17 protein-coding genes and 1 pseudogene are annotated in these 21,749 nt (G+C 51.5%); 8 read left to right on the plus strand and 10 right to left on the minus strand.

Going from position 1 to position 21,749, the window contains the following annotated elements:
* The first annotated feature begins 32 nt into the window (after positions 1–32).
* From SU32_RS10870 to SU32_RS10880, 3 genes are all read left to right on the plus strand, one after another.
* Positions 33–1,481 carry a YcjX family GTP-binding protein gene (locus tag SU32_RS10870; RefSeq protein WP_053999395.1) on the plus strand — a complete coding sequence of 483 codons (1,449 nt, stop codon included), beginning with the start codon at positions 33–35 and terminating at the stop codon, positions 1,479–1,481.
* Positions 1,478–2,584 (plus strand): YcjF family protein, encoded by a 1,107-nt coding sequence (locus SU32_RS10875; RefSeq protein WP_053999396.1) that lies wholly within the window; start codon positions 1,478–1,480, stop codon positions 2,582–2,584. The genes SU32_RS10870 and SU32_RS10875 overlap by 4 nt, the downstream gene beginning before the upstream one ends.
* An 87-nt stretch (positions 2,585–2,671) precedes the next feature.
* Positions 2,672–3,205: a hypothetical protein gene (locus SU32_RS10880; protein WP_053999397.1), complete on the plus strand. Its 534-nt coding sequence runs from the start codon at positions 2,672–2,674 to the stop codon at positions 3,203–3,205.
* Here the strand turns inward: SU32_RS10880 and folK are convergent.
* The 5 genes from folK to SU32_RS10905 all read right to left on the minus strand — a co-directional run bounded on the left by folK (position 3,198) and on the right by SU32_RS10905 (position 5,789).
* On the minus strand, positions 3,198–3,713 hold the full coding sequence (gene folK, locus SU32_RS10885) for a 2-amino-4-hydroxy-6-hydroxymethyldihydropteridine diphosphokinase (protein ID WP_425394273.1): 516 nt from the start codon (positions 3,711–3,713) through the stop codon (positions 3,198–3,200). The genes SU32_RS10880 and folK overlap by 8 nt on opposite strands.
* Complete coding sequence (folB, locus tag SU32_RS10890; RefSeq protein WP_053999467.1) at positions 3,703–4,062, minus strand: dihydroneopterin aldolase; 360 nt, start codon at positions 4,060–4,062, stop codon at positions 3,703–3,705. The genes folK and folB overlap by 11 nt, the downstream gene beginning before the upstream one ends.
* Before the next feature lie 15 nt (positions 4,063–4,077).
* Positions 4,078–4,938: a dihydropteroate synthase gene (folP, locus tag SU32_RS10895; protein WP_053999399.1), complete on the minus strand. Its 861-nt coding sequence runs from the start codon at positions 4,936–4,938 to the stop codon at positions 4,078–4,080.
* Positions 4,939–4,966: 28 nt separating this feature from the next.
* Positions 4,967–5,287, minus strand: a complete 321-nt coding sequence (locus SU32_RS10900) for a 2Fe-2S iron-sulfur cluster-binding protein (protein WP_053999400.1) — start codon at positions 5,285–5,287, stop codon at positions 4,967–4,969.
* A 118-nt stretch (positions 5,288–5,405) separates the two neighbouring features.
* Positions 5,406–5,789 (minus strand): Hpt domain-containing protein, encoded by a 384-nt coding sequence (locus SU32_RS10905; protein WP_082376649.1) that lies wholly within the window; start codon positions 5,787–5,789, stop codon positions 5,406–5,408.
* A 1,182-nt stretch (positions 5,790–6,971) separates the two neighbouring features.
* Here SU32_RS10905 and SU32_RS17655 point away from each other — a divergent pair.
* A pseudogene (locus tag SU32_RS17655) lies at positions 6,972–9,482 on the plus strand (apolipoprotein A-IV repeat region-like domain-containing protein); the annotation flags it as partial.
* A gap of 1,352 nt (positions 9,483–10,834) precedes the next feature.
* Here SU32_RS17655 and SU32_RS10915 read toward each other — a convergent pair.
* From SU32_RS10915 to SU32_RS10930, 4 genes are read right to left on the minus strand one after another with little or no spacing between them, the layout of a single operon-like run.
* Positions 10,835–11,449, minus strand: coding sequence for an ABC-type transport auxiliary lipoprotein family protein (locus SU32_RS10915; protein WP_053999403.1), 615 nt, complete (start codon positions 11,447–11,449; stop codon positions 10,835–10,837).
* A 60-nt stretch (positions 11,450–11,509) separates the two neighbouring features.
* A complete protein-coding gene (locus tag SU32_RS10920; RefSeq protein WP_053999404.1) occupies positions 11,510–12,886 on the minus strand; it encodes an MlaD family protein in 1,377 nt (458 codons plus the stop codon).
* Positions 12,887–13,708 (minus strand): ABC transporter ATP-binding protein, encoded by an 822-nt coding sequence (locus SU32_RS10925; protein ID WP_053999405.1) that lies wholly within the window; start codon positions 13,706–13,708, stop codon positions 12,887–12,889.
* Positions 13,709–14,911: an MlaE family ABC transporter permease gene (locus tag SU32_RS10930; protein ID WP_082376651.1), complete on the minus strand. Its 1,203-nt coding sequence runs from the start codon at positions 14,909–14,911 to the stop codon at positions 13,709–13,711. It abuts the gene before it with no gap.
* Positions 14,912–15,024: 113 nt separating this feature from the next.
* On the opposite strand from SU32_RS10930, the gene dgcA reads away from it, so the two are divergent.
* From dgcA to SU32_RS10950, 4 genes are all read left to right on the plus strand, one after another.
* Positions 15,025–15,999 carry an N-acetyl-D-Glu racemase DgcA gene (gene dgcA, locus SU32_RS10935; RefSeq protein ID WP_053999406.1) on the plus strand — a complete coding sequence of 325 codons (975 nt, stop codon included), beginning with the start codon at positions 15,025–15,027 and terminating at the stop codon, positions 15,997–15,999.
* Between the two features lie 15 nt (positions 16,000–16,014).
* Positions 16,015–16,791, plus strand: coding sequence for an SDR family oxidoreductase (locus tag SU32_RS10940; RefSeq protein WP_053999407.1), 777 nt, complete (start codon positions 16,015–16,017; stop codon positions 16,789–16,791).
* Positions 16,792–16,881: 90 nt separating this feature from the next.
* Positions 16,882–19,197, plus strand: a complete 2,316-nt coding sequence (locus SU32_RS10945) for an NADP-dependent malic enzyme (RefSeq protein ID WP_053999408.1) — start codon at positions 16,882–16,884, stop codon at positions 19,195–19,197.
* Between the two features lie 142 nt (positions 19,198–19,339).
* Positions 19,340–20,416 (plus strand): DUF2865 domain-containing protein, encoded by a 1,077-nt coding sequence (locus SU32_RS10950; RefSeq protein ID WP_053999409.1) that lies wholly within the window; start codon positions 19,340–19,342, stop codon positions 20,414–20,416.
* Here SU32_RS10950 and gltX read toward each other — a convergent pair.
* Entirely contained in the window at positions 20,334–21,713 is a 1,380-nt protein-coding gene (gene gltX / locus SU32_RS10955) for a glutamate--tRNA ligase (RefSeq protein WP_053999410.1), read from the minus strand. The genes SU32_RS10950 and gltX overlap by 83 nt on opposite strands.
* Positions 21,714–21,749 lie beyond the last annotated feature (36 nt).

The raw sequence follows: 21,749 nt of genomic DNA on the forward strand, positions 1-21,749 counted from the left end.
ACGTTACGTCTTGAGTGCAAAGGTTGAATAGTTTGGCTTCTCTGACTTCACTGGGAGATGAAGCGCTTATCGCGCTGGATACAATTTCCGAACGTGCCACCGGTCTTTTCTATCCCAATATAAGATTGGGCGTAACGGGCCTTTCGAGAGCAGGCAAATCCGTCTTTATCTCAGCCTTGGTTCACAACCTTATACATGGCGGTCGACTGCCGCTGTTTGAACCTGCCCATAACAACCGGATAGCAAAAGCCTATCTCGAGCCACAGCCCGATGATGGGGTGCCGCGTTTTGCCTATGAAAAACATGTCGAAGACCTGATTAAAAATCAGGTTTGGCCTGAATCAACACGCGCGGTCTCCCAATTGCGCCTAACAATTGAATATGAGACTGCCTCAGGATGGGGCCGCTGGTTTTCGGGCAACAAGCTTCATTTGGATATTGTTGATTACCCCGGCGAATGGCTTTTGGACCTTCCCCTTCTCGGCAAGGATTTTGCGACATTCTCGCGCGAAGCCATTGTGCGCGCAAAAAGCGAAAAAAGAACCGAAATCGCCAAAGAATTCCTCGGCCTAGCGGACAAACTTGAATCAAATGCTCAAGCTGATGAAACCGCTGTCAGAGAACTGTCGGACAGCTTTAAAACCTATTTGGCCAATTGCCGTAACGATGAGCTTGCCCTTTCCACCCTACCGCCCGGCCGTTTTTTGATGCCCGGTGATATGGAAGGTTCGCCTGCTTTGACTTTCGCCCCGCTCCTCGGAGTCACGGACCGCGCTGAACCCGGCTCCATTCAGGCGATGATGGAGCGTCGCTATGAAGCCTATAAGTCGTTGGTCGTTAAACCGTTCTTCCGTGAACATATCACGCGCCTTGACCGCCAGATCGTGTTGATTGACGCAATGCAGGCCATCAACGCCGGTCCGGAAGCTGTGGCCGATCTGGAGCGGGCACTGGTCGAGATTATGAGTTGTTTCAGACCGGGCGCTGGTAATCTACTCACCTCACTCTGGCAACGCCGTATAGACAAGATATTGGTGGCAGCAACCAAAGCCGACCATTTGCATCATGAAAGCCATGACCGGTTAGAGGCTGTCGTCGACAGGCTGGTCAAAAACGTGACGGTTTCAGCCGGTTTTGCCAATGCTTCTATAGAAACGGTTGCCATGGCCGCAGTGCGCGCCACCCGCGAAGCGACGATTGAAGATGACGGGGATAAATTACCCGTCGTCGTGGGCGTGCCCGCAAAAGGCGAATGTATTGGCGATGACGTTTTTGACGGGATACGTCAGACCGCCGTATTTCCGGGCGATTTACCGGACGATCCGGAGCTTTTGTTTAAAATGGAAAGCCTGCCTGAACAGCGTTTTGTCCGGTTTAAACCGCCCAAGCTTGAGAAAACAGCCGAAGGGGTGACCTTGTCATTGCCGCATATACGACTTGATAAAGCATTGCAGTTTCTTTTGGGGGACCGCCTCCAATGAGCAAACCTTCTGATCCACGCAAACCGCGCGCCTTTTCCGTTGATGCGGAAAACACTCGAAAAGCTGCGGCCAAAACAGAAAAAGCAAAGCCGAAACCGCGAAAACCCCGTTCTATACCGGCCTCACCGACACTAAACTTCGAGAAGACCGATGAAGCGTTCTTCGCTGCGGAAGAGCGCGGTGAACTGGACGCCTTGGCACCGCCACCGCAAAAGCGCTTGAAAAGGAGCCGCATCAAATTTAGCGCGATAGCGCTTGCCGCGCTCGGCTTTCTTATATCTGCCTCTATAGGGCTCTGGCTTGAAAGCCTGATTACGGATTTGGCCTCACAAAACATCTGGCTTGGCCGCGCAGCAATGATCGCCACCGCCCTGTTTGTGCTTGGCGTTTTTGCTTTTGCCATACGCGAACTGCTCGGCATCTGGAAGATTCGTTCCATTTCCAAATTGCGCGAGCGGATTGAAACCGCCATTTCGGAAAACAAACCAAAAGAAATCAACAACGTAACCAAAGAACTTGAATCACATTTTGAGAACCATCCAAAGACAGCGCATGGCCGCAGCGTTTTGCAAAGCTACAAAAACGAGATTATGGACGCGCAGGATCGCTACAACCTGACCGAACGTGAATTGCTTGCTGGCCTAGACCGTGAGGCACGGCAGATTGTCATGAACTCTGCCAAAAGAGTATCTGTTGTCACGGCGGTCTCTCCGCGCGCACTCGTCGATATCGGTTATGTTCTTTATGAAAACATACGATTGATACGGGTCATGTGCGAACATTATGGCGGCCGCAGTGGCGTTGTCGGTACAGTCAGCCTCTTGCGCCGAGTCATCGCCCATCTGGCCGTTACCGGTTCCATTGCCATTGGTGATGGCATCATCCAGCAACTTTTAGGGCATGGTCTGGCCGCCAAACTGTCTGCACGTCTGGGCGAAGGCGTCATTAACGGCCTTATGACTGCGCGGGTTGGCTTGTCAGCAATCGATGTTTGCCGCCCGGCCCCGTTTCACGCCCTAGAAAGGCCCAGAATCTCGGATTTTGCCTCCACGCTCGCATCGGTAAACACCGTAAAGCCGCAACAGGACACGGTAAATAAATAGTTCGGGTTCTGCCGAAAAAAAACGATGCGTTAACCATTCGCGTTCATCATTGGACGATATTTCCAATCCAGTCGGGAAGAGTTTTCAATGTTTGTTCGTCTTGTTGCTTCGTGCCTATCTATTGCTGCCATTGCTACAACCAGCCTACCGGCACATGCTGACACCGCACGCGATGCAAAATTTCTAAACAAGATTGAAGGTTCCTGGCGTGGCCCGGGCGAAATTGTTGCGGGCAAATATAAGGGCACTAAATTTACCTGCTCCCTTGATGGCTCAACACCGGCAAAAACTCTTGGCATGTCGCTGAAAGGCGAGTGCCGTGTAGGTATTTTCAGCCAGAAAATGGAAGCAACGGTCACCCGCAAAGGCAAGACCTATAAAGGGTCATTTCTCGATGGCGCATTGGGCGAAGGCCTTGATGTCACAGCCGGTAATGTGACACGCGACCGGATTGTCCTGACTCTGAAACGCAAAGAGTTGAACGGCGCAATGCTTGCCCGCCTTGCAAACGACAACAAGTTGAATGTTACGGTTTCAGTGCGTGTGGGAGAAGACCTTGTGCCGGTTATCGGCATGAGCCTCAACCGCATCGACAACATGGCTGTCGGCTCTATCAAATAGGCAGCGTCAGTTCTTCTGAAGCGATCTCGATATCACTGGTGTCAAGCTTTCCGGCATAGTCAGCAACTTTGCGCCCTGCAACCACACGATCTGGCGCAACATCCATTAACGGTACGATGACGAAGGATCGCTCTGCCATACGTGGGTGCGGTACGGTCAAACGCTCGGTTTCGATCGATGAATTGCCGTAAACCAGCAAATCAAGATCCAGCGTTCTTGGCCCCCAACGCATATCGCGCACCCTGCCCCGCAAACGCTCAATGGATAATAGTTCGTCTAGCAAGGCCTCAGGCATCAATGAAGTTTTGACCTCGGCACATGCATTAAAAAACCAGTCCTGATCAGTCACACCCCAAGGTGGTGTCTTGTACACTTTGGAAATTCTGGTCACGCGGCACTGCGCGTTGCTATGTAAAGTATCAATAGCGAACTGCATAGAAGCACAGACATCGCCGACATTACCGCCCAGCCCGATCAGCGCCGATTCTTCAACGTGATTAAGGTTTATAGACAACGCGAACCTCGACATAATCCAATACGCCGGGCACGGGTGCATTGGGTTTGCGCACCGTAATATCAGCCTGTTTGATTTGCGGAAATTCATCACATAGAGATTTTCCGATCTCCAGAGCGATGGCTTCGATCAAATAGCGCCGCTCGCCTGCAATAATTTTTTCAATCTCGATAAATGCACGCCCGTAATCCACTGTGCCGTCAATCGAGTCATTCTCAAGCGCGTTGCCCGGATCAACCTGCAAAACAGCATCGACGTAAAAGCGCTGACCAAGAAACTCCTCCTGATCATAGACCCCGTGACGCGCAAAAAATGCGCAGTTTTTCATGCGGATTTCATATATCAAGATTCAAGCCTCTCATGATGGGCGTTGACCCGAAGCGATCAAAGCATCGGCAAGCTTTAATGCATCGGCATTCACATTTATATCATGTACGCGGAATATTGCAGCGCCGTTTTTTCGCAAAAGCGCTGTCGTTGCAGCCGTTGCCATATCGCGGTCTTGCGCTTGACGACCGGTTATCGTGCCTAAGAACCGTTTGCGGCTGGTCCCGATGAGAAACGGAAAGCCTAAAACATGCAATTCAGCAAAACGGTTCATAAGCTCGATATTGATTTCAGCGGTCTCTTTGCCAAATCCAAATCCGGGATCGAGCATGATCTGGTTCTCATTCAAACCCGCCTGCTCCGCGATTTTGAGAGAGCGCCCGAAAAACTGTTTCTGGTCCTCGATAACATCGCTCAAAACATCACGGCCGCGGTTCGTGTGCATGATCACGATACCGGCGCCATATTCGGTGGCAACACGGGCAATGTCCGGCTCTTTCTGCAAACCCCAGACATCATTGACGATGTGAGCGCCGGCAGCCAAGCCTTTTTCAGCGGTGGATGCCCGATAGGTATCAAGAGAAATCAATGTTTCGGGCGCTGCTGCAATAATGGCTTCAAGTGCAGGAATAAGGCGCGCCTGTTCCTCATCACCATCAACAGGGTCAGCGTTGGGCTTGGTGCTTTCGGCGCCAATATCAATGATTGTCGCGCCGTCATTGGCCAATTTTACCGCCTGGGTTGCGGCAGATTGCGGATCGGCAAATTTCCCGCCATCTGAAAAACTGTCCGGTGTCACATTCACGACACCCATCAGATGCCCCAGCGGACCGAGCGTTATGGTTCGGTCCGATGCAAGGTGCCATTGTCTTTTACGGAACGGGTCAAGCATAGCCGCCCCTCACTTGATTATAAGAAAATCAGGCTTGACGTTCAGGGACATGCACAACAAGTCCGTCAAGATCATCCGTCATTTTTACCTGACAGGATAGACGCGACGTTGGCTTCTGCTCATAGGCAAAATCAAGCATATCTTCTTCCATCACGTCGGGCGCGCCAACCTTTTCGCTCCATGAATCATCAATGTAAACGTGGCATGTGGCACAGGCACAAGCACCGCCGCACTCTGCTTCCACGCCTGGAACAGAATTTTTGACAGCATTTTCCATCACCGTTGAACCGCTGGCGACATCCAGTTCAAACTTAGTGCCATCAAAGGCGACGATCGTTAGCTTCGGCATGATTTCTCCAACTGATAACCCTTGCGCGTCTATGCGCGCTTAACCTCTAGGCTGCGGACTTAGCCTTTAGCTGTTAATTGTCAAGTATTGCTATTTTGCTGCCAGCACCTTGTGACGATTAGCGCAAGAGCGAGGAAATATAGTCACAGGTGATATTTACTTCCGCAACCAGCGAAGAAACATAAGCCGCCTCTGAGGGATGATCTTCAAGATCACCGGCACAATTTGCAACATTAAAGGCACCAACTGCGCGGGCGGCACCTTTTAGATTATGGGCAGCAAGCTTGCGCGCATCGCAATCGCACCCCTGCTCCATTTCACGGGCCAGCTTGTGAGCCTGTTTAAGGAAAATCTGGAGGACTTCTTCTTCCAGGCCGCGATTGCCGCCTGTTTGGCGGGCCAAATGAACCAAATCAACGGGGCGCGACCGCGCCTCCAATTGTGATTCTCCCGCAGGAGAGGAGAACACCGGATGTTCGGCATTTAAAACTGCTTGTCCCATATCAACACCTTTTTTGCACGCTGTACACAACCACTCCCGATTTTAAGCGTGCCAGAAACTCCTACCCGACAAGTTAACAAAACAGGCGGATTTGCAGGATTTTCGGCACAAAATGATAAATGTTTGTCGGGCGTGTTAACTTTATATTTAAACTTTTAGTGGTTTCGCGATTCAATTGTTTATTTCACGCGCCTGTATCGATACGATACGGGCAAAGCGTGCTGACACCCTAATTGTGCCTTTTTATGGGCATTTAGGCTGAAGACCAGCAAATAATAATTGAGTATGCGTACAGGCCTTCTGGCCGAGTGAGGCGAAATGGCAGTTAAGAAGAATGACCTAACAGATCTCGATCTGGACATGGAAGAAGCTCTTCAAAATGCACTGGATGAAGACCTAGACGACGATCTGGACTTGGATCTCGATTCAGAACTTTCACTTGATGATTTTGAAAATCAGGTGGCTGAAGCTGCAAACGAGCTAAAAAATGACACCAAGCCTGCTGACGAACCGGCAGCGCAGACAGCAGCGCCAGCCGCTGCTGCGTCGACGATTGCGCCTACTTCATCTTTCCGCCCTGCCAATGATGATGATGCTGAACGCGAATACGCGCAAATGATCGCGCGTCTTAATAATAAGCCTGCCAGCTCGTCATATATTGTCGCCACCTTTGTAAGCCTTCTTTGGGCGGCAGGCGGCATATTCTTGGCGCACTCACTTTATGCTCCTGAAATTTGGCAGGTGGGAAGTCTTCAGGAACTTCGGGCGATCCCCGGAGCGCTTGCCGTATTGGTCGGTACACTTGTTCCTATCTTCATGTTCTTTGCATTTGCGATCATGATTCGCCGCGCACAGGAAATGCGCATGACGGCGCGCTCTATGAGCGAAATTGCATTCCGTCTTGCCGCGCCTGAAAAAATGGCTTCTGACCGTGTGGCCACGGTGGGTCAGGCGATTCGCCGTGAAGTTGCTGCGATGGGTGAAGGCATCGAGCGCACCGTTGCCCGCGCTTCCGAACTTGAAGCATTGATGCAAACCGAAGTGAACGAGCTTGAGCGTTCTTATTCTGACAATGAAGTCCGCGTTCGCTCGCTTTTGACTGATCTTGGTAATGAGCGCGAAGGGATTGTCACCCACGCCGAACGTTTGCGCGCCTCCATTTCCGGTGCGCATGAAGAGCTGCGCGACGAACTGACCAGCGCAGCCGATGTTATCCGTGAAAATGTGCTGAATGCCTCAACACAGCTTACGATGGCGCTTAACCAGTCCGGTGAGCAGCTTGTCAGCCGCATCAATGAAAGCGGCGGCGAGATCAACCAGTCTATCGCACAGCGTTTGCAGGAGGTTTCCGGAAACCTGCTTTCTTCTGGCGAAACATTTGCAAGCTTGCTCGATACACGCATTGCGACCCTGCAATCAGAAACAGACAGTGCAAGCCAGCGCCTTGCAGAAGCGCTTGAAGCACGTTCATCTTCAATGGTTTCCCTTATTGGTGGCGCGACAGAATCCATGACAAGCGAGTTCGATACCCGCATGGCCGACATGGAGCGCATCCTGAATGAGCGCGGAACGTCACTTCTTAACGAGTTCCAGACTCGCGTGGAAGCAGTCAATACCGGCACAGACCGTCTTGACGGTGCTCTGGATTCACGGGCACGTCAGCTTAACGAAACATTGCTCGAACGCACACGTGCAATTGCCGAAACAATGACAAGTGGTGCGGAGAATTTCTCTTCCCGCGTTGGCGAGCAGGCGGCAAGCATTACAACATCACTGTCTGCTGAACTAGAAAGCCGCGCGGCTGCATTTACCGAAAAGCTGAATGCGGTATCCGCCATGATGACAGAACAGTCAGATTCGTTTTTGCAGCGTGCTGATGAAAAGACACAAGCCATTTACGGTGCGGTTGATCATACCGCTGCCAAGATTAGCGACCGTCTTGAAGAAAGTAAAAATGCGCTTGAGCAAACGCTGGAACAGCGCGGCGCGCAGCTTGATTCTTCGCTTACAACACGTACCGCAGCATTGACGGCAAAGGCCGAACAATTTGCGCAAACAGCAGATGAGCGCGCCCGTGCCATCGAAACAGCTGCCGATCAAACAACAGCACGGCTTGCTTCATCGCTCAGCGCTCAGGCCTCAAAGCTCGACGAGACCATGCAGGCAAGCGCCTCTGATTTCGATGCGAAGCTTTCTGCACAGGCACAAAATCTTGACCGCAAGGCAGATGAACTGGCGGCCCGTGTAGAAGCGGCCACATCCAATACAGTGAATAAAATTGACGAAACGTCGGAAAACCTGATGTCGCGTCTTGATGAGAAAACACAAGCTATCTACGGCTCTGTTCAGCATACAGCCGAAAAACTGACCAATGCACTTGCCGGCCAAACCGGCGGAATGGATGCCAAAGTTGAGGAGTTGGCTGCGCGGTTCAAACGCGTTACGGAGGAAACCTACAGCCGCATCGACACAGATGGCCGCAACTTCCTGGCCCAGCTTGATGAAAAAGCCGGTGCGATTAGCGGTTCCATTGGCCACAATAGTGCAAAATTCAGTGAAACCATTGATTCTCAAAGCGCAACGATTGAGGAAAAACTGGCGCTGCTGGACGCACGCCTCACCGCGATTTCCGAAGCGACAACGCAGCGCATTGAAGAAACATCTTCCGGCTTCATTTCTCAGCTTGATGCCCGCACCAATGCAATCTACGGCGCTGTAGACCGGACAACCGAACGTCTCGGCTCTGCCTTGAGCGCCCCTGCTGATGATCTTGAAGCAAAAGGCGCAAAACTTGGCGAACGCCTCAGCGCCATTGCCATGGAGATGTCCGCACTGGTGGAACAGCGCACAGCCGCTGCTGTTGATTCAGTTCAGGCAAGCACCTCCGCGCTTGATCAAACTTTCGCAACTCAGTCCGGTATCGTGAGCGAACGTACCGAAACCATGGAAAAAGCACTGACCATGGGTGTCGATAACGTCAGACGCACATTGGAAGAAAGCGCAGGTAAACTGGCCGCGACATTGCGTGACAAAGTTACGGAATCACGGCGCGAAATCGAAGAAGAAGCGAACCGCATCGCTCAGATGTCCAGCGACAATGCAGAAGGCATGTCTGAACGCATCGCCGCTGTTCTTCGTGACCATCAGCAGAGCCTGACAGCGGAGATTTCCCGCTATGAAGGACAGATCGAAGAGCGCACCAAAGAGCTTAATGCTATCTTGGACAATTCGGCCAAGCCGCTTGTTGATCGCCTGACGGATAATGGCGCTAATCTGGCTGCTGAACTCGAAAATGCGACCAAGGCTGCGACCGAACGCCTGCGTGCTGAAAACGCGGAACTGGTCAATATGCTTGCCACACGCACTGCCGACACGCTGACCGCTGTTGAAGAAATGCAGCAAAACCTTAAAGGTGGTGTTGACGGTATGATGGGTACTTTGACCGCCAAAACACAGGACACAGTCAATACCGTTGAGACCATGCGCTCAAATCTTGAAGGCAACATTGACGGAATGCTCAACTCCATTACGAGCCGCACCGCGCAGGCCGTTAACGCTGTAGAAGGCATGAACCAGAATCTGAGCGAAAATGTGGGTGATCTTGTTGAGCGTCTGTCTGCATCCAACTCCCGCCTAGGTGAATTGATTGAGCATGCAGCAGCCAATATCGGTTCAATTGACGGCCGTCTGGATGCAAGCACGGAAGCCTTCCTGAAGAAAGCAGGCGGCGTTGCTGAAAACCTCGCACAGTCTGTCTCGTTGCTGACGACAAACACCAACAAGCTGGACGACGTTTCGACCAAGACATTGCAAAACGTTGCGTCAATCGCATCGCGCTTTAACGAGCATGGCAATGTCCTTGAACAGGCCTCTACTTTGCTGGGTTCTGCGCAGGACAATTTGTCGTCAACACTTGAAGAACGCCGCAATGCACTCGAAAGCTTGTCCAACGGACTAGTTGGGAAGTCTGAGGAAATTCAAACACTGATGCGCTCGTTTGAAGACGTGATAACCTCAACACTTGAGACAATCGAAAAACGTGCGCTGACCTCAACAGACAGTCTGGCCCATTCAATTCGCCAGACCGCAGAAGAAGCGATGAGCCGCTTTGATGAAGCAACCTCGGATATGCGCCGTGTATCATCGGAAATGCGTGATGAATTGACCAATACCCGCGATGAAGTCCGCAAAGGCGTTATGGCGCTGCCGGACGAAACCCGCGAGTCAGCCAATGCGATGCGCCGGGCCGTATCCGAGCAAATCAAGGCATTGAAAGATCTCTCACGTATCGTGGAGGATTCCGGGCGTGCGTTTGACGTCGGTGATGGAGGGTCCCGCGGAAAAAAGGCTTTGGCCTCGGCGAGCGCTACTAATACAGCGCCTGCCGAGGTTACACGCCGCAACTCTGCTCCGGCCGCAAAACCGGCACAGGCGCCAGCGCGGGCACAGGCATCACAGCCCCAGTTGCGCGGTACAGTGAATACTGCACCTAGCTCATCCAGTGACAGGTCAAGTTCGAACGGCTGGGTCAGCGATTTGCTACGCCGTGCATCGCAGGAAGGCGACTTGCCTGAGGCAGGACCGACACAATCCTCGTCTCGGTCTTCGGCAAAACCAGCGAGCGCACCCAAAGGTGATACGCTGAATACTTTGTCAGCGGATATTGCCCGTGCCATTGACCATGAGGCTTCTGTTGATCTTTGGGACCGCTATCGCCGCGGCGAACGCAATGTGTTTACACGCCGCCTTTATACGCTGCGCGGACAGAAAACCTTTGAGGATATGAAGCAGCGTTATGACAATGACCGGACATTTGCCGACACGGTAGACCGTTATATTGCTGACTTTGAACGTCTGATTGATGATGTAAGCCGCAATGACCGTGATGGCACAATGGCCCTTAGCTATCTGACATCGGACACGGGTAAAGTGTATACCATGCTTGCCCATGCAAGTGGTCGCCTGAAATAAGGCATTGCTTCAAATCATAAAAAGGCCGGCTGCAGTCATGCGAGCCGGCCTTTTTATTCTAGTTTTATATGCATTTAGATTTTGGTTGTAACCCAAACAACCATTTTTTCGCTGACATCGGTAAAGGCTGTATCCAGCGCTCGCACATAGTCATTGGAGGCGCTTGACCCTGCATTGGCAGCCGATGAGAAGGTCTGGCTGGCAATGACATTACCGGTCCGGTCATTAAGCAGTTTTACCGCAATCGTGACCTTTGCCTGATTGCTTGAGGCGACAATACCAAATGCCCTGATTTCTGTGATCAGTTGGTAGTCAATCGCCAGTCCCTGACCGGGCAAACCAATACCTGCAAATTTGTTTGAACTGTCAAACGCTGTGGCCAGTTTTTGCTGGACAACGCGCGGCAAGCGGTCGCTCCACTGCGCCTCGGAAAGGTACTGAATTGTAAGCCCAGAGGTTTCAATAACAATGTTTTCTGAATCAAGCGCTTTGAGAGCGGCAGGCTCAACAATCAATATCTGGGAGCCACGGCGCACGGATTGGGCGTTGGTGACTTCCGCAGCAGATAGCTCGAAAGTATCGGAAATAGCTTTCTGGCCACCGATTGCAGCACATCCGCTCAGCAAACCTATGCCGATCGCGCTTAATGCGCCTCGCAAAAATCGTTTCCCAAAAACCGAATGTGTCATTACCCAACCAACCCTTTAACGCCAAGCATGCGATCTGCGCCGCATCACTTTGAACCTTACTTATCGACGCTGACGCGTACCGTCAAAACGTTTCACATCACCTTCACCGCCAAACAACAGGCGCTGCGGGTTTTGCTCCAGCGACGAGATCGCGCTCTCAATCCGGTTGATGGAGCGTCGTGTTTCGGCAACCAAAGCCTCAACATCGCGCAGTCCCCGTCCAGAAAATCTCTCAAGACCCGCCGTTATCGTTCCAAGGCGCGCATTGAGCGTATCAGCAACAGCACGGAAGGCAGTCAAAGTTTCATCGACATTTTCCATGACATTTTCAGCCGATCCGTCGCCCAGAAACCCGTCAACCTTTGCCAGAACACCATCAACCCTAACGGATGCGGCATTGAGACGTTCCGCCATCTGCGATGCATTGGCAAGGATCGTTTCAATTTCCTTGCGGTTTTCGCCCAGCCCGTCTGTTAGCGTGCTTACTTCCTTAGCTGCTTTTTGAATTTCTGTGCCGGCGTCAGCAAATCCACTAACTGCCCGGTCTATATCCTCGGATTTGATAGCAGCGGTTATGTCTTTCAACTGGCTGACAATTTCATCAACCTTGGGGCCTGTTCCCGCATAAGCATCAACCAGCGCTGTAACTGAACTGCCAACACCGCTCAGATCATTCGACATTTTGTTGAGGTTTTCGGTAACGCCCTTGGCATTTGCCACAATGGCCTGCACATCTTCTGGCGGAACAGAGGCGACAAGGTTGTTGGCACTTTGAAGCAGACTGCTCATATCACCGGAAACCTCTTCCAAGGTGGTTCCAAGATCGCCCATGCTTGTCATAAAGCGTTCGACTTTATCTGTGTTTTTAGCCGCCGCATCTGTCAGTTTGGCTGTGTTGGCGAGTGTTTGTGTCAATGGACCACGCGCATCCGCAACAAAGCCTTCCAGTTCGCTTAAAACACTGTCCGTGCGGTCAAAAATATCTTGCGCCGTGACAAGCAAATTGTTCACCGCAGACGGATCGGCTGTCACTGTTGCAACACCGCCCTCATTTTCCGCGGCCTGAAAAACGGTCATTTCATTAAAATCGCCGCCTTCAAACTCGATGTGGGCAATACCTGTCAAACCGGTAAAGCCAAGGATCGCCTTTGTCGAAGGCGTAATTGGCAAATTCGCGCGAACACGCGAGCGCGCAATCACGATGCGCGGGTTGGTCGGGTCAAAGCGCAAATTTGTCACCTTACCAACATTGATACCGTTAAAAAGTACAGGGCTGCCAACGCTCAAACCTGTAACAGACCCTTCAATCACCACATCAAGATCGGTCTGCTCTTCCCCGCCGCCGGACCGTGCAATCCAAAACACAAAAGCAAACGAGGCCGCGAAAACCGCGACAGTGAACAAACCAACAAGTGTATAATTTGCTTTAGTTTCCATTTACTGGCTCGCTAACTGAGAATTATTTGACTGCATTTTGCGCTGCGCCTTATCAAATGCAGGAATTGTACGTGCCCGCTCACCCTTGAAGTAGGATTGTATCCAGGGATCATCTTGGGCAAGCATATATTCCAGATCGCCAACAGCGATAACTTTTTTTTGCCCCAGCACGGCAATCCTGTCCGTAACAGAGAACAAACTGTCCAGATCGTGCGTCACCATATAAACCGTCAGACCCAGCGTATCGCGCAGCTTTGCAATCAAAGCATCGAACTCTGCAGCACCAATAGGGTCAAGCCCTGACGTTGGTTCGTCAAGGAAAACAATGCTGGGATCAAGCGCCAGTGCGCGTGCAAAGGCGGCCCGCTTGATCATACCGCCAGACAGTTCAGACGGCATTTTGTGCGCATCGCTTCGCTTTAAACCGACAAGCTCCATCTTTAGCAAAGCGAGTTCACGCATGAGGCTTTTCGGCATTGATAAATATTCGTGCATCGGCACTTCGATATTTTCAGCCACAGTCAGCGAGGAAAACAGCGCACCATGCTGGAACAGCACACCCATACGCATATCAATGGCGAGACGGGTGTCATTATCAGCCGCATCAATGTCGTGGCCAAAGAATTTGATCTGCCCCTTCTGGCGCTGGTTAAGGCCTAACACAGCACGCATCAAAACAGATTTACCGGTGCCCGAACCGCCGACAAATCCCAAAATTTCACCGGCGTAAACATCCAGATCAAGATCGTGCAGCACGACATGGTCACCAAACTGAACATGCACATCGCGAACGGACAGGGCTATATTATTCTTGTCAGCCATTTAGAAATTCACCGCTGCGAAAAAGATTGCGAACAGGCCATCCACGACAATCACAACAAAGATGGATTTTACAACAGATGATGTAACCCTTCGGCCTAACGATTCCGCACTTCCTCCAACTTTCATGCCCTCAACTGAAGCAATGATTCCGATAATGATCGCCATAAATGGTGCTTTGATGACGCCTGCAAAAAAGCTCGTTAAATCAACAGCTTCACGCACACGCGCCAAAAAAGCATCCGGCGAGATACCGGAATAAGTTTGCGCCACGATCATTGCACCGCCCAAAGCCGCCATATTGGCGACGAACGTCAATAGAGGCAATGAGATAACAAGCGCGATCAAACGCGGCAGTATCAATACGCCAATCGGGTTCAATCCGATCACTTTAAGTGCATCGACCTCCTCGCGCATTTTCATCGAGCCTATTTCAGCCGTGATGGCGCTGCCCGACCGGCCAGCGATCATGATCGCCGTTAAAATAACGCCGATTTCGCGCAGAACCAGGATACCGACCAGATCGACGACGAAAATTTCAGCACCGAAATAACGAAGCTGAAACGCGCCCTGCTGCGCAATGATCGCGCCCATGATTACGCTCATGAGAACAATAATCGGAATGGCACCAACGCCCATTTTGTCAATTTGATTGGCAACCGGTGCCAATGACATGCGCCGGCCCTGCCCCGACTTCATTTGTGAGCCGCGCACAGCGGCACCCAGCAGGTTCATTGCCGACAGGAAGTCTGCAACGAACGCATAGGAAAGCTTGCCAATGCCCGGTAGAATTCCGGAGAACTTAAATGGTGCCGGTTTGACAACATCACTCTCATCATTGGTGACGGCATGCATGACCGCATCGAACAAAATCGTATTGTTTTCACCAAGATTGTGAACGTCTACTTCGGTGCCTGCTCCTTGAATACGGAGCTTTAACCGCGCGATCATCCATGCGCCGGCGGTATCCAGCATCGTGATATCGCCGCAATCGATAACAAACCGGTCAGCATCTTTAGGCAGTTTGATCGCCTTGAACTTCTTGTCAATCGTGCCGACACTATGGGTCGCCCAAACACCGTCAAGAACGATCGTATGGGTTCCGCCTTCCGTATTCTCTGAAAAAGACGGCAGGCGCACTTCATCATCAGACAATGATGAGATTGCCGAGCCTTTCTTTAAGATTGCACTTTTGCTTCGAGTCATGCTGTTGTTCTTAAAGTGTTAACAAAAACTTGTCTGCAACCCGAAAGACACACTCGCATTCGTTTTCCTATATATTCTATAATTATTTGGTGAAGCCTACCGGTGAATTGATCATGCTTAAAATAAATATTGAAAAACAAAGCTATCCTATTCGTGGTGAATTCAGAATTTCACGCGGCGCCAAAACAGAGGCAGAGGTCATCCTTTGTCAAATCGAGCAAGGCGAAACGATCGGCAGAGGCGAATGCGTGCCATACAACCGCTACAATGAGGATATGGACAGCGTATTCGCGCAAATTGAGGCCATCAAGTCCGGCGAAATAGACGAAATCGAAGAGCAAGTCACACACCTCAAACCGGGTGCTGCCCGTAACGCTTTGGATTGCGCGATATGGGACTGGAAAGCCAAATCCACAGGCAAGCCAGTTGCAGATCAGATCTGCCGTATGGCACCGCGCCCTGTGGAAACAGCGTTTACTCTTTCGCTCGACACGCCCGGCCGAATGGCGGATGCAGCGCGCGCTGCCTCGCACCGGACCGTCATTAAAATCAAGCTTGGCGGCGACAATGACATTGCCTGCATGCATGCGGTAACGGCCAATGCGCCAAATTCACGTATCATTATCGATGCGAACGAAGCATGGACCAGCGATATATTCGCACAAATGATGCGCGAAGCTTCACGCTTGAAGATCGCCCTTATCGAGCAACCCTTGCCAGCCGGTGATGATGATATATTGCTCGACATCCCCCATCCGGTGCCAATCTGCGCCGATGAAAGCATTCACACTAGTGAGGAGCTTGGCAATTTACGCGGTAAATATGACTTCGTGAACATCAAGCTGGATAAGACCGGCGGCTTATCCGAAGCGCTAAAACTGCGTGATCAGGCCCGCGAACTGGGCTTTGGCATCATGGTCGGCTGCATGGTCGGTTCATCACTTGCAATGGCACCTGCCGTGCTGCTTGCGCAGGATGCGGAATTTGTTGATCTTGATGGACCATTATTATTGGCAAAAGACCGTAGTCCAGCCTTGAACTATTTTGGCAGTACGGTATCACCCCCAACACCATCGCTGTGGGGATAAAACCGGGAGAGAAAAATGGATCTAGGTATCAAAGGCCGCAAGGCAATCGTTTGCGCTTCCAGCCGGGGCCTTGGCAAAGGCTGCGCACTCAATCTGGCCGATGCCGGTGTTGATTTAACGATCAATGGCCGCGACGAAAAAATCACCCATGCAACTGCCGAAGAACTTCGTGCCAAAGGCGTCGAGGTAAACGTGGTTCTGGGCGATGTTTCTGACCACGAAACTCAAGATGCCTTGCTGAAGGCCTGTCCCGAGCCGGATATTCTTGTCAACAATAATGGCGGGCCACCGCTTAAAGATTTCAGAGAGCTTGACCGTGAAGCCATTTTGCAGGGCGTAACGCAAAATATGGTAACCCCGATCGAACTGATGCAACGTGTCGTCGACGGCATGGCAGAACGTCAATTCGGACGTATAATCAACATCACATCCCTGTCTGTTTACAACCCGATTTTGGGCCTTGACCTTTCGTCCGGCGCCCGCGCGGGCCTGACAGCATTTTTGGCGGGAATTGCCCGTTCCGTCGCTGATAAAAACGTTACGATAAACAACATCTTGCCAGGAAAGTTTGATACTGACCGTATCCGCAATACAATTGTTTTTGCAGCCGACAAAAAAGGCCTTGAGGCTGATGTTGAGAAAGCAAATCAAATGGCGATGATTCCGGCCAAACGTTTTGGAACCATTGAAGAGTTTGGCGCAACGGCAGCATTTTTAGCGTCGGCTCACGCAGGTTATATGACGGGTCAGAACATCCTTCTGGATGGCGGTGTTTACCCGAGCGCTTTTTAATTTTCAGATAAAGTGTTTCGCATTAATGACGCTCGACCGCAGTGATGTGCTTCACTAACACTATTGTTCCAACGGATTCAGGATACGGCCATGTCAGATAAAGATGAGCAAGAAAAGAAACTCTCCGATTTTGAGGAAAGCGCGCTCTTCTACCACCGATATCCGCAGCCCGGAAAGCTGGAAATTCAAGCCACCAAGCCGCTCGGCAACCAGCGCGATTTGGCATTGGCCTATTCGCCCGGTGTCGCAGCTCCATGCCTTGAGATCGCAAAAGACGAAAACAAAGCGGCCGATTATACAGCACGCGGCAATCTTGTCGGCGTGGTTTCCAATGGCTCGGCCGTTCTCGGGCTCGGCAATATTGGCGCACTGGCATCTAAGCCGGTGATGGAGGGCAAGGCCGTCCTGTTCAAGAAATTTGCCGGTATTGATGTATTCGATATTGAAATCGACGCACCGGATGTCGACACGATGGTTCAGGTCACCAAATCTCTGGAACCGACTTTCGGCGGCATTAATCTGGAAGATATTAAATCGCCGGAATGTTTCGAGGTTGAAGAACAACTTCGCAAACAGATGAAAATTCCTGTTTTTCATGATGATCAGCATGGCACGGCCATTATTGTGGCGGCGGCTATTCTCAACGGTCTCGAACTTGCCGGTAAAGACATTAAAACAGCCAAAATCGTTACGTCCGGCGCTGGTGCTGCTGCTCTAGCCTGTCTGAATCTACTTGTTGAGCTTGGCGCGCCCTACGAAAACATCATGGTCACCGACATTGATGGTGTTGTCTATAAAGGCCGGCCTATTCCGTGTGACAGATGGAAATGCCTGTTCGAGCGCGAAACCGATAAACGCACATTGGCCGAGGCCATTGAGGGCGCAGATGTTTTCCTCGGACTATCTGCCGCCGGCGTTCTGAAGCCCGAATATCTAAAATCAATGGCTGAAAAACCGCTTGTCATGGCCTTGGCCAACCCGACACCGGAAATCATGCCAGATCAGGCAAGAGCGGCCCGCCCTGATGCGATGATCTGTACAGGCAGGTCCGATTTCCCCAATCAGGTCAACAATGTTCTTTGTTTCCCTTACATTTTCCGCGGTGCGCTTGATGTCGGCGCAACGGCGATCAACGAGGAAATGAAAATGGCGGCGGTGCGTGCCATTGCCCAGCTTGCACGCGAAGAACCGTCCGATGTTGCAGCCCGTGCATATTCGGGTGAAACGCCGACCTTCGGACCGGAATATCTGATCCCGTCACCATTTGATCAGCGCTTGATTTTACGCATCGCGCCCGCAGTTGCCAAAGCAGCCGAAGACAGCGGTGTTGCAACCCGTCCGATTACGGATCATGAAGCCTATATGGACAGGCTGAACCGCTTTGTGTTCCGCTCCGGTCTGGCAATGAAGCCAATCTTTGCGGCAGCGCAGGCCGCGCCTATGCAGCGCGTTATCTATGCCGAGGGTGAAGATGAGCGCGTATTGCGTGCCGCGCAGATCGTTATCGAAGACAAGATCGCGCAGCCTATCCTTGTTGGCCGTCCGGAAGTGATCACGGCCCGCCTTGAACGCTTTGGCCTTCGTATCCGCCCTGAGCGTGACTTTGAACTGATCAATCCGCATAGCGACCCGCGTTACCGTGATTATGTGGATGATCTTATTCGCATTGCCGGAAGAAAAGGCGTCACACCTTTTGTTGCCCGCACATTGGTACGCACAAACGCAACAACCATTTCGGCTCTCGCTCTTATGCGCGGCGATGCCGATGCGATGCTGTGTGGTCTTGAAGGCCGCTATGAACGTCACTTGCGCTCTGTGCGCGAGATTGTTGGCATGAAAGAAGGTGCACGTGATCTATCCGCACTATCAATCCTTATTTCGCAGCGCGGCCTGACATTCTATACCGACACCTATGTGTCGCTTGATCCATGCGCTGAAGAACTGGCGGAGATGACAATTCTTGCGGCAGAAGAAATTCGCCGCTTTGGCGTTGAGCCGAAAGCAGCCCTGGTGTCCCATTCCAACTTTGGCTCGCGGCCTTCGGAATCGGCAAGTAAAATGCGCCGCGCTACCGAAATATTGCATAAAATCGCACCGGAAATCATGGCTGATGGCGAAATGCATTCAGACAGTGCATTAGTGCCGGAATTGCGTGAACGGGTATTCCAGCACTCTCTTCTGGAAGGTGAAGCCAATCTTCTTGTTTTCCCGAATCTGGACGCGGCCAACATCACGCTCAATGCCGTGAAATCCATGACTGACTCACTTCATGTCGGTCCGATTTTGCTAGGTGTCGCCCGCCCTGCCCATGTGATCACAACCTCCGTGACCTCAAGAGGCGTGGTGAATATGACAGCTATTGCTGCCGTTGAAGCTGCACAACAGCAGGCCTCTGCTGCCAGGTAAATGGACGCAATAAAAAATTAACGCTATCATCAGGCTTTCGGGTTTGATACGCATTTTACTGCAATTTTAATCATATGCGCGTTTTTTCCTGATAGAAAACGCGCAGTTTGATGGCATTCATATGGTTGAGGCGTAGTATAAATTGCTGGGTACAAGAGCTTCATTGTTGACATTCATAGGGCGCTTCGCGGCCTTTGTTGTCGTGCTTGCAACGCTCATTTCTGTGCCTGTGTCAGATGCAAATGCCAACGCGCGACAATGTTCTATTTTGCAGCGGCAATTATCATCCTTGAGCGGTGGCTCCAGCAATTACGCCAAATATGATGCGGCAGCCGAGCGTCAGAGCACCGAAATCTGGTATGTCAAACGCGATATGCGCCGTGCAAATTGCAGATCGTCAAACAGCAGACAATGCCGTGCAATGTCAGCCACATTGCGCAAAATGAACGCCAACTACAAAGCACTCATTCGCAAGCGCGAGAGTTTTCGCGGTGGTTCAACCCGGCAAAGCCGCCTTATCAAACGTAAACTCGCGGCCTTAAATTGCGACGGCTCTGGCAATAACCGCAGAAAGTCGGTGATTGTGAACCGCAACACAAATCAGAATCAGATTTTGACGCCGTCAATTCCTACAGGCGGCGGATACCGCACCATGTGCGTGCGTACATGCGACGGCTATTATTTCCCTGTCTCACATGCGTCTTCACAAAGTGATTTCAAACGCGATGAAGCAATATGCAATGCCTTATGTCCCGCAACAGAATCACGATTGTTTGTCTATAAGAACAGTACCGAAGCCCAAAGCGAGGAAATGGTTTCGCTGGAAGGCAAGCCTTACACCGAGCTGCCGACAGCCTTTAAATACCGCACCCAAACACGCAGCCCGTCTTGCAGTTGTGGCGCAGCCGATCCTGCATCTGTAGGTCTTTCAACAGGTCTGGAGGATGAAAAGGCTGAAGAAAAACAGGCCGATCCTTTGCTGGAACGCCTGCCAGCACCAACCAAGCGCCCCAATCTGTTTGCCGATGCTGAATCACGCGCCAATGCCGAGACCGGCATCACGCCGGAAACGATGAAGCAATTTATCAATCAAAAGACCAAAGGGGAAATCATGGCAAGCGCCAATGAACGCTCTGTCAGGGTCGTCGGGCCAGTATTTCTTCCCGACCCAGAAGCGGCAATAGATCTGCAAGCTCCGGCCCCCACGCGCGTCCAGTAAGCGCAATACGCAGCGGCATGAATAGTCCGCGTCCCTTGCGACCGGAACTTGCCTTCAGCGCATCCGTCCACTGCTTCCATGTCTGATTGTCAACCGGACCTTCGGGCAAAGCATCAAATGCATCGCTTGCGAATTCCAGATCATCGCCTTCCAAAACCGCATCGCTTGCTTTTCCGTTTGCAATGATCGGCCACCAGTCACCGGCATCAGAGACTTTCTTCAGGTTTTTGACGATCAGTGTCCAAAAGTCTTTTGCGCGCTCATCAGCAACATCCACACCGGCAGCACTCAGACGCTCTTTGACATCATCAAATGTCAGGGCGTGAACCAGCGTTTCATTGAGGCCGTCCAGTTCTGCAGGATCAAACTTTGCTGCCGATTTCGTTGTCGATGTAATATCAAACAATTCAGCCAAGGCCTTCATATCAGGCACAGCCGATACATTTTCAGATGTCCCAATCAGCACCGCCAGCGAATTGACCGCCATTGGCTCATAACCGCCTTCTTCAAGGCTCTTGATGGAAAGCGCGCCCGTGCGCTTGGAAAGTCCCTCACCGCTGATTGTCGTCAATAGATTGTGGTGACCGAATTGCGGCGCTGTTGCCCCCATGGCTTCAAACAGTGCAATCTGCGCGCCCGTATTGGTGACGTGATCATCACCGCGAATAATATGCGTAACACCCATTTCGATGTCATCAACCACAGACGGAAGTGTGTAGAGATAGGTGCCGTCCTCGCGGATCAACACAGGGTCGGACATGGAAGCAAGATCAACTGCCTGACGGCCGCGAACAGCGTCTTCAAACACGATTTCAGTACGCTTAGTCGTGAACGGATCATTTTCGAAATTAGGTAGCAAAAAGCGCCAATGCGGCTTGCGTCCTTCGGCTTCAAACGCTGCTTTTTCCTCATCCGTAAGCTTCAGCGCCTCGCGACCATAGAGCGGCGGCAATTTTCGGCCAAGCCGGATTTTACGGCGGCGTTCCAGTTCATCAGCCGTTTCATAGCATGGGTAAAGCAGTCCGGCATCTTTGAGCCTTTGCGCGGCTTCATCGTAATTTGCCATACGTTTGGACTGATATTCGACACGGTGCGGCTTAACGCCGAGCCAGTTTAAGTCTTTTGCGATTTGCTCTGCATATTCCGCTTTTGAGCGCGCTATATCCGTGTCGTCATAGCGCAGCACGAACTGACCGTCATTTTTTAGCGCATACAGCCAATTGAACAATGCGGTACGCACATTGCCAATATGAATAAAACCGGTGGGTGAAGGAGCAAATCTAACTGTAACTGACATAAAAGTCGCCTAACCAAGGATGTAAAATTTTGCAAG

Source organism: Ahrensia marina (genome assembly GCF_001293565.1).
GTDB classification, from domain to species: Bacteria; Pseudomonadota; Alphaproteobacteria; order Rhizobiales; family Rhizobiaceae; genus Ahrensia; species Ahrensia marina.

Bases quoted from the DNA above. Each gene is read 5' to 3' on its own strand.
- SU32_RS10920 (WP_053999404.1), bottom strand. From the start codon at position 12,886: ATGGAAACTAAAGCAAATTATACACTTGTTGGTTTGTTCACTGTCGCG.
- SU32_RS10945 (WP_053999408.1), top strand. From the start codon at position 16,882: ATGTCAGATAAAGATGAGCAAGAAAAGAAACTCTCCGATTTTGAGGAA.
- dgcA (WP_053999406.1), top strand. From the start codon at position 15,025: ATGCTTAAAATAAATATTGAAAAACAAAGCTATCCTATTCGTGGTGAA.
- gltX (WP_053999410.1), bottom strand. From the start codon at position 21,713: ATGTCAGTTACAGTTAGATTTGCTCCTTCACCCACCGGTTTTATTCAT.
- SU32_RS10900 (WP_053999400.1), bottom strand. From the start codon at position 5,287: ATGCCGAAGCTAACGATCGTCGCCTTTGATGGCACTAAGTTTGAACTG.
- SU32_RS10905 (WP_082376649.1), bottom strand. From the start codon at position 5,789: ATGGGACAAGCAGTTTTAAATGCCGAACATCCGGTGTTCTCCTCTCCT.
- SU32_RS10875 (WP_053999396.1), top strand. From the start codon at position 1,478: ATGAGCAAACCTTCTGATCCACGCAAACCGCGCGCCTTTTCCGTTGAT.
- SU32_RS10925 (WP_053999405.1), bottom strand. From the start codon at position 13,708: ATGGCTGACAAGAATAATATAGCCCTGTCCGTTCGCGATGTGCATGTT.
- SU32_RS10930 (WP_082376651.1), bottom strand. From the start codon at position 14,911: ATGACTCGAAGCAAAAGTGCAATCTTAAAGAAAGGCTCGGCAATCTCA.
- SU32_RS10880 (WP_053999397.1), top strand. From the start codon at position 2,672: ATGTTTGTTCGTCTTGTTGCTTCGTGCCTATCTATTGCTGCCATTGCT.
- SU32_RS10915 (WP_053999403.1), bottom strand. From the start codon at position 11,449: ATGACACATTCGGTTTTTGGGAAACGATTTTTGCGAGGCGCATTAAGC.
- SU32_RS10940 (WP_053999407.1), top strand. From the start codon at position 16,015: ATGGATCTAGGTATCAAAGGCCGCAAGGCAATCGTTTGCGCTTCCAGC.
- folP (WP_053999399.1), bottom strand. From the start codon at position 4,938: ATGCTTGACCCGTTCCGTAAAAGACAATGGCACCTTGCATCGGACCGA.